Consider the following 8,067-nt stretch of genomic DNA (forward strand, 5'->3'; position numbering starts at 1 on the left):
ATAAAATGATGAAAAAAATATAAAATGGAAGGTATATGTTTGTCAACGTTTTGCTCAAACATATACCTTCCATTTTCGAAAGATTGGTCTACTTGGGAAGCAAAGAAGTGAAGTGTTATTTAAAGCGTTGGTTAACATAATGTACAGTATGCCAAGTAGCCCTTGTATCAACCGATACAGGGGCTCACTTTGTGATTTTTAATTGGTCTACCTCAATCTATGTTTTTTTCGTTGATTTATTAAGCTTTTTCTTTTTTCTTCTTTGTGAAAATTTCTTTTTTGTCTTTTATGAACTTGTTATATTCTACGATTCTGGATAGAATAGAGGTAACCCTACTCGTATATTTTCAAAAAAATTCTCCTTAAAAAAAGCAGTCATGAAATCATGATTGCTTTTTTGTTGCAAATAAAAAAAAGCAGCGATCAATCGCTGCTTAAGGGAAAAAGTAAGAAACTGACCTAGAAATAGCGTAGCAAAAATTCTTTAAAAAGCAATAATTATTGCCAAAATTGCCACCACTTTTTTTCATCGATGATTGGTTCTTTTTCATTTTCTTCAGTAACAGAAGTTGTGCTGCTTTCTGGGGTATCTTCTGTATAGGTCAATTGAAGCTGTTCTTGTAGTTTTTCGATTTGTTTGTTCGCTTGCAGAGTGAGTTGTTGTTGCTGGTCGAGTAATTTTTGCATTTGCTTTATTTGAGTATCTTTTTCTTGTAGCTGTATATCTTTTTGATCCAACTGTTTTTTTAAAAAAGAAACGAGTTCTAGATTGGGAACTTGGTTGGCGTTTTTATGATTTTCGGTTTTTGATTTTTCGACAACTGGTTTTCGTTTTAAGTTTTCGTTTTCGGTTAAAAACATTGATTTTATAGCTATTTGCCCGATTTCATTAATCAGAAACTTGTTTCCAATTTTCGCAAACCAAAGTTTTCGATTTTCATCAGAAACTTTTTTGTTAATAGCTGTTTTACTAACTCCTAATTCTTCAGCAAGCTCTTTGATTGTTTTATCTGCCATAAGTCACCTTCAGTTAAATAAATTATCTAAATCAGATAATAAATTTTTTTTCTCTTTTTCCGAAAGTGCGGACTGTGTTTGCTTTTCAAGAGCTTCTTTCTCTTTTTCTAGTTGTTTGATTTGTTGGAGGAGTTCAAGTTCTCGTTTCTTCTGTTTGATTTTTTCGTTAATTGTTGTGGCAGGTTCTTCGTATTCTTTTTGTTTATCAGCTAAAGCCAATGCTTTATTTTGTTCTTCTTTGGTTGGTGCATGTTTGTTAAAGTCGTCTGCTTTTTTGATTTCTGGTTTAAACGTAAATTGATAGCCAATGACAGGTTTTCCTCGCCCTTTTCCGTATTTCTTTTTGATTGTCAGACCTTTGAAGATTGCGGTTAATTCCTGACGTATAGGCTTTATAACACGATTATCAATGTTTGCTTGGTTGTTCCAGTAACTTTTTGGAATATCTAATAGTTCATGAAAATCCTCTTTAGAAAAATAAACAAAACCTATAGTTCGATATTGTTTTAGTAATCGAAACATAGTCTTTGCATAGCTACTTTGTAATTCGTTAAATTGTTGGAGTGAATAGCGAACCCACTCATCTAAATTGTTTAGTAAAGGTAAAGCTTTTTCGTAAACTTGTATGTCTACATATGGATCTTTAGCAGTTCCACGTATTTTAAACTCACTAAACATAACGAATCTATCTATATCGAGCCCATTAGCACTTCTTTTACCAAAACGTAAATCCATTAATTTATCATAAGTCATTTCTAAATCATTAATGAAACGATTATTAGCAGTTGCTTTATAATTACTTAAATCTTTTAGCTGGTCAAAAGTAAGACGAACGGTTTTATCGCCTTTTTCGCGCATTCTAGACACAATAGAGAAGAATAGATTCATTTCAACTGGTGTAAATTTCCGCAACGGAATGGTATTTAATTCATGATGGTATTTCACGATTTCATTTGCCAAATCTATTCCTCCTTACTCTCCCAAAGGATACAGACGTTATAAACAACGTTTTATCTTTAATAATACATATTATAACATACGTGAGTATAAAAAAGAAGTTTAAAAGCAGACAAAATGTAGTTTAAAAGCAGACAAAATGTAGTTTAAAAGCAGACAAAATGTAGTTTAAAAGCAGACAAAATGTAGTTTATAAAAGGCTGTATCCATTGAAGGAGTAAGGACACAGCCGACGGTAAAGAGGTTTAAAAAGAGGTTTAAAAGAGATTTAAAAGAGGGAGGACAGATTTCCCGCCTAAAAATCACTCTTTTTTTCTCCAAACAGGTTCGCGAATTTTTCTAAACTGAAAAACTTGCTCCCTACGGTCGCTAATAAAGGTGTGATCACTTCGCTCTCACATTATACTTGCAGCGGTCGCTCTGCTCCCTCGCTAAAATCAAACCCGTTCTTCAAAGAGGTCTTTGTGAGGCGCCAAGAGCTTGTCTAAGCCGTTTTAAGACAAGTTAGATAAAATACCTTATCTTGCTTCTCAAGCACCTTACAGGCGGTCAGGGCAAGCCCTAACAACCCAAAAGCAATCAATTATGCTATACTCATTAACGGCAGCTTGCCCCGATTGGGGGTGTTCACATGCTTCAACAAATTCTCACGTTGGTTGTCGCCCCTATCTTGGTGGGGATAGTCATTGAACTATTTGCTTATTGGCTAGATAAGCGAGACGACAACTAAGCAAGTTGTCACTAGTCCACACGCTTGGAGTCGCAACAAGCGCAAAAAAAGCCACCTCTATTCGTAGTAGGGGTGGCTTTTGTGTTACACATGCTCGAAATTCTCACGTTTCGCACCTTGAGTATAACAGCTTTTTTTTAGAAAATCAACGAATAGACTTTTGAAAAACCTCTAAACATATTCTAAAACCTCTCTAATTTCCTTTCTAAGGCATTTTAAATCGTTTTAGGTGTTTATGTATCGAAACAGAGCGAAACATCTTAAATCGAATTCTGAGGGCGCTTGTGCGTTATTCCTTATTTTGTCGGTTCATAAAGTTGGTAAAATAATTTCCTCGCTCATCTTGCAATTTGAGAAACTGAATTAGTTTGTCTATGTCTTCGCCAGAAAGTTCACGTCCTAATACGGATTCTACTGCTCCTCCGATTCGACAAAGGCGGTGTGTCCTTGCTCGACGTTTGTCATTTCCACCAAATTTTTTGTCAAATTCTGTTCGTGCTTTTCTTTTTTCCGCTTGTTTTTCTTGTGCAGCTAATCGCTTATCTAGCTCTTTTAACTTTTCAATTTTTTCTTGTACTTCTTTTCGACGTTCATCATAAGATCGTTTTGTTGACATGATTCTTTTTCCTTTCAATTTTTCTTGCTTGGCATTATAACATGTTGTAAGAATAAAATAAACGTGATAATCTATCAATAAATGTCCCCTTATAACATAAGGGCGCACTTATAGACGGGCGAAGCCCATCTATTACGTACGCTCTGCCGAGGGCTGTCGGACGACTGACAAAAGTTCCGCCTTTTTAGGCTTCTCAATTGTCAGATTCCGTCCGATTGCTAAATGCCAATTTTCCATTCCTGTATTCACAGAAATTCCATCTTGTCATTTAGCAAAATACACGCTTCACGATTTTTCAAAACGTCTCGTTTTGAAAAGCCGTTTCGCTTGTTTTCCCCAAAGGGGAAAATTGTTGCTTCGCAACAAAAACATAGACCAGAAAGAGGTGTTCTCATGGCAATCTATCATTGCTCTATAAAAATCGGTAGTCGCAGTGCAGGAAAATCAGCGGTTGCTTCGGCTTCCTATCGTGCTGGTGAAAGGCTTAAAGAATTAGAAACAGGTTTGACCCATGATTACACCAGAAAAAAAGGAGTTGTTCATAAAGAAATTTTGTTGCCAGCACATGCACCCAAAGAGTATTTTAACCGAGAAACGCTTTGGAATGCGGTTCAAGCAATAGAAAAGCAGAAAAATGCACAGCTGTATCGTGAAGTAGAAGTTGCTTTGCCTAAAGAGCTTGATCGCCAACAACAAATTTCTCTTATACGGAACTATGTTACGGAACAATTTGTATGCGAAGGCATGTGTGCCGATTTTGCCATACATGACAAAAATGATGGAAATCCGCATGCGCATATTTTATTGACTACTCGTCCACTGAAAGAAAACGGTACTTGGGGAGTAAAAGAGCGAAAAGGCTATAAGCTTGATGAAAAGGGAGAACGAATCCCAGTTATTGATCCAGAAACAGGACAGCAAAAAGTGAGGGTTCGGAAGGGAAAAGGAGCAGAAAAGCTTTGGGTACGTGAAACTGTTGAAGCAAATGATTGGAATGACCGAAGCAAAGCAGAGAAGTGGCGTCAGTCATGGGCTGAGGAATGCAATAAAGTTCTGAAGCCTGAAAATCAAATCGATCATCGCAGCTATGAACGTCAGGAGATTGCATTGGAACCGACCAAACATGTCGGCGTTGTTCAACACCATATGAAAGCAAAAGGGAAATCGCTAGAGTATGATAAAACAGCAATCAATGCAGAAATTTTACAGCATAATTTGTTTATGGAACGAATGAGAGCAGCCATGTATCAATTTTACGAACAGATAAAACAGCAAATGAGGGAGCTTTATGAACGAATCAGAACAACTGCAAGAAATTATGGCTATGTTGCAACAACAGGAGAGCTTACTTGCACTACTGAAACGACAAGAAACAGAGATCAAACAACTAACGAAAGAGTGCGAAGAATGGCACGCCTTATGCAAGAAACAACAAGAACAGATCGAGAAATTGAAAGTATTGATACAAAACTAAAGGAAAAAGGAGAAGAACTGAATGTCAGAATTGCCAACTTATTCGCAAGAAGAGCTGGTACAGTTGCTGGAAGAACTTCAGACAGAAAACGAATGGCTTCAGAGAACGAACACCCATCAACAGCAAGTGATTACCGAGCTCGAGCAGACCGAGCAATATCTAGTCGAGAAAATCGAGACCTTGAGCGAGAGCGACAAGCAATTGCAGATCGTCAAGCAAGAGAAATGGAATCTAGAGCAGAAGCAGAAAGAGCTAGAGAAAGAGAAACGTACTATCGAGGCCCAAGTCTCTAAAGTAAAACAAGCAGAAAACGAAGTGAAACAGGAACTGGCAGAAGCAAGAAAAAAAGAGCAAGAAGCAGAAGAATATATTGATAAACGAGTAGCGATTATCAAGAAAGAAATTCAAATGCAGAGTGAGGAATCTCTCAAGGAAGCAGAACAAAAGGCAAAACTAGAAAACAGTATTACTTCTTATGCTTTAAGTGGATATACAGCTGTATTAACGCTTGTTTGGGCAATCAATCAATGGACGGTTATAAAGACCCTGCCACAGTGGTTTCTTAATCGTTGGGAGAATATAAAAACAGTTTGGCAAGTGATTCAAGCGTTCTTTTTCTGGTTAGTAGGTTTATTTCCGAAGGATTGGTATGAGTTTATTCGTTATTTTATTCCGTTAGTCATTCTAGGAATTTTATTGGCTTATACAGGATTTTCGATTTTATCTATGTTTTCAAGGCTTATATCCTGGTATCAATCTGGTCTTAGAAATTGTTATGATCGAGCAGAATTTTATTTAAAAAAAGCAATGGTTTTTGTGATTAGCGGTGTTAGTTTGTTAGTTAGCGTTCTTTTATCTAGAGTATTTCCAAATGGTGTCCATTTCTTTTCGTATTTTCTGATTTTTTCTTTTTTAGGGAATGCTTTGTATTTAGAAATAGGGGAATTTTTTAAGAGATATTGAATTTTTTACATTTGGCATGGTATAGTCATTTTACTACTGTTATTTTTATCTGATAGTGTCCTATTTAATCACGAGATAGGAGTAAAAAAGCCGTTAGTGTTTAAACACTAACGGCTTTTTTGTCATAATTTTATTCTTTATTTTGTTTCTTTTTGTTTTTTATATTTTTTAATTCATTTTCAAGTTCATCTGCTTCATTTGCAAGATCAAAGACTTCTTTATCTCTAGAATTTCTTCCAAAGACAAATCCGAGAAAAAATAAACAAGGAATACTCATCACTGTAGAAATAAGTTGTTCTTTTCTAGAAATAGGAGTAAATAATCCCATGATTAGCCATAAAGAAGGAGTCAAACAAACAATTGTGATATATATATCGGTTAGTCTAAAAAGCCTTTTACTTTTTTTATCTTCCATAATTTATCCATTTCTCCTATGCAAAAATATATCCATCATATCGACCATCAGCTTTATCTAATCCTTTGGCAATGAGATCTCCTACAGATGTTCCTCCAAGAGTAAGACCTATACTGATTGCTGTTCCAACCCAAGAAGCTGCACTTTTTCCAAGTGTTTTAGCAATTTTTCTCTCTACAGTACGGGTGATATTTTTTCGGTTTGCTCGAATTAGTTTGATAACTGTACTACTTGTTTTAGCAGTTGCACCAATTCCTACAGCTATCAAAGCAATATCAATAGCTGTAGCAATATTTGACCTCTTATTGTACCATTTTTTACCTAATTTAACCCAATTAGGATCAGCGACAATAGGGAAAAAGTTTTCTTCATCAAAATCGATTATTTGAGTTAGTGTATCTCCATTAATCGTATAACGGGTTGGAACTGAATTTCCTTCTGAGTCTTTCGCCCATGCAGCATCAATCATATTTACAGGTAGACCTTCTTCGTTAAGAATATAAATATTCCCAGTTCCAGGTGCTTTATTTTCCATCTCTGAGGCATCGAATAATTGATATCCTTCAGGTAAATTAATTTTGAAACTGTACTCGTGACTGGCGTTAGAATCATTGATAGAAATTAATGCTCTAAAACCTAAATCTGTATTTTGTAAACCTAAATCGGAATCTTCTCCATCATAAATTACAGTATCTCCAACATCTAAAGCATCAGTTGAAAATTGTTCAGGTAAGGAAACATTAATATTTTCCTCCCCATCTTTTAATTGAATTTCTTCATCAGCATTTTTTGGTAATGTAACAGATAATTCGTTATCTGCAACTTTAACAGCTTGATTAATTTGAGTATTTTTTACAACCACATCATCCAAGCTAGTTGCATTATTTATGGCTTCAACCGTTTCTTGAATTGATTCGGAAGTTTCTGCTAATGCTAAAACGGGGCTGGCTAGTGAAAAAGATAATACTGTTAATGACAATATAGCAATTTTTTTGATGATTTTCATATATTGCTCTCCTTATAAGATATCTTTCTGATTTATATGTTGATTTCAATAATTAAAAAAAGTAGGTTACAATAGTGGTATATGCCCAGTGTCCTGCACTAATCGTGATTCCACTTAAAACAATAGCTCCAGTTGCTGCTAAAGCAACTTGTCCAATATATCTACCAATACTAAATGTCGAAGAGCCAAAGTCTGAGCCAGAACGAACCAGATTCTGGCTCAGACTTTGATTTTACATAACTTATCAGTCATTTTTTCCCTTTGATATTTACTGATTATGTTGTACATTATTGTTTTCCAATCAATTAAATTGTTTCTTTATTTAGAAGATTCTAGTAATTTTGCTTTTAACAAATCATTTGCTGTTTTGTAGTCATAGAAAGAGGCATACTCATTTTGCAAAATATTTTCAGCATAAATTAATTGTTTTTGGATATCTACTTTATCATTTGAGTTACCAGTTTGGTTATCTAAAAAATCAGAAGCTGTTTTTATTGTTTCTGCTAAATCTTTTCTTGCTAATAATAAATCAGCGGAATGTGTGTTGTATAAGTTTGCTCCCTCTACAATTGAGTCTAATAATTCTTTATACGTTGTTTTTAATCTAGTAATATCAGTTGTTCCTGAACGCAAATCTTTTTTGGCTTTAAATAAAGCTGTATTTAATTTGTTTCTGTAATAGGCAGGAGCATTGATACTTTTTAATTTATTTTTTAAATAATCTTCTCTTGCAACGTATTTTGCTAAATAACCTGAATATCTAACATAGGAGGTATCGTTATCAGAAGCATGTACAACATTTCCTACTCCCATCGATAATACGGCACATAAACTAGCTAATAAAAGAACTTTTTTCATGATTTTTTCCTTCTTTCCATATTTAGATTAA

At 34.9% G+C, this 8,067-nt stretch carries 9 protein-coding genes; 3 read left to right on the plus strand and 6 right to left on the minus strand.

The features are described from left to right. Positions 1 to 498: 498 nt before the first annotated feature. Entirely contained in the window at positions 499 to 1,017 is a 519-nt protein-coding gene (locus tag AB3H90_RS14240) for a DUF536 domain-containing protein (RefSeq protein ID WP_128427706.1), read from the minus strand. A 9-nt stretch (positions 1,018 to 1,026) separates the two neighbouring features. Then, a complete protein-coding gene (locus AB3H90_RS14245) occupies positions 1,027 to 1,977 on the minus strand; it encodes a replication initiation protein (RefSeq protein ID WP_067396405.1) in 951 nt (316 codons plus the stop codon). A 628-nt stretch (positions 1,978 to 2,605) separates the two neighbouring features. Between AB3H90_RS14245 and AB3H90_RS14250 the strand changes: the two genes are divergently transcribed. Continuing rightward, on the plus strand, positions 2,606 to 2,704 hold the full coding sequence (locus AB3H90_RS14250) for a type I toxin-antitoxin system Fst family toxin (RefSeq protein WP_115241680.1): 99 nt from the start codon (positions 2,606 to 2,608) through the stop codon (positions 2,702 to 2,704). A gap of 289 nt (positions 2,705 to 2,993) precedes the next feature. Here the strand turns inward: AB3H90_RS14250 and AB3H90_RS14255 are convergent, their stop codons facing one another. Beyond that, positions 2,994 to 3,320, minus strand: coding sequence for a relaxasome subunit MobC (locus AB3H90_RS14255; RefSeq protein WP_226062927.1), 327 nt, complete (start codon positions 3,318 to 3,320; stop codon positions 2,994 to 2,996). Between the two features lie 393 nt (positions 3,321 to 3,713). Here AB3H90_RS14255 and mobQ point away from each other — a divergent pair, with 393 nt between their 5' ends. Beyond that, positions 3,714 to 5,087, plus strand: a complete 1,374-nt coding sequence (gene mobQ, locus AB3H90_RS14260) for a MobQ family relaxase (RefSeq protein WP_128479395.1) — start codon at positions 3,714 to 3,716, stop codon at positions 5,085 to 5,087. A 22-nt stretch (positions 5,088 to 5,109) separates the two neighbouring features. Further along, positions 5,110 to 5,757 (plus strand): hypothetical protein, encoded by a 648-nt coding sequence (locus tag AB3H90_RS14265; RefSeq protein ID WP_164885450.1) that lies wholly within the window; start codon positions 5,110 to 5,112, stop codon positions 5,755 to 5,757. 130 nt (positions 5,758 to 5,887) lie between these two features. Here the strand turns inward: AB3H90_RS14265 and AB3H90_RS14270 are convergent, their stop codons facing one another. The 3 genes from AB3H90_RS14270 to AB3H90_RS14280 all read right to left on the minus strand — a co-directional run bounded on the left by AB3H90_RS14270 (position 5,888) and on the right by AB3H90_RS14280 (position 8,036). Beyond that, the gene (locus tag AB3H90_RS14270) at positions 5,888 to 6,172 is read right to left on the minus strand and encodes a hypothetical protein (protein WP_128427711.1); all 285 of its coding nucleotides are present in this window, start codon (positions 6,170 to 6,172) and stop codon (positions 5,888 to 5,890) included. Between the two features lie 16 nt (positions 6,173 to 6,188). Next, complete coding sequence (locus AB3H90_RS14275; protein ID WP_128427709.1) at positions 6,189 to 7,178, minus strand: hypothetical protein; 990 nt, start codon at positions 7,176 to 7,178, stop codon at positions 6,189 to 6,191. Positions 7,179 to 7,496: 318 nt separating this feature from the next. Beyond that, positions 7,497 to 8,036 (minus strand): hypothetical protein, encoded by a 540-nt coding sequence (locus AB3H90_RS14280; protein ID WP_128427708.1) that lies wholly within the window; start codon positions 8,034 to 8,036, stop codon positions 7,497 to 7,499. Positions 8,037 to 8,067: the final 31 nt, after the last annotated feature.

It is taken from the genome of Enterococcus sp. C63 (genome assembly GCF_040887215.1).
GTDB classification, from domain to species: Bacteria; Bacillota; Bacilli; order Lactobacillales; family Enterococcaceae; genus Enterococcus_B; species Enterococcus_B hirae.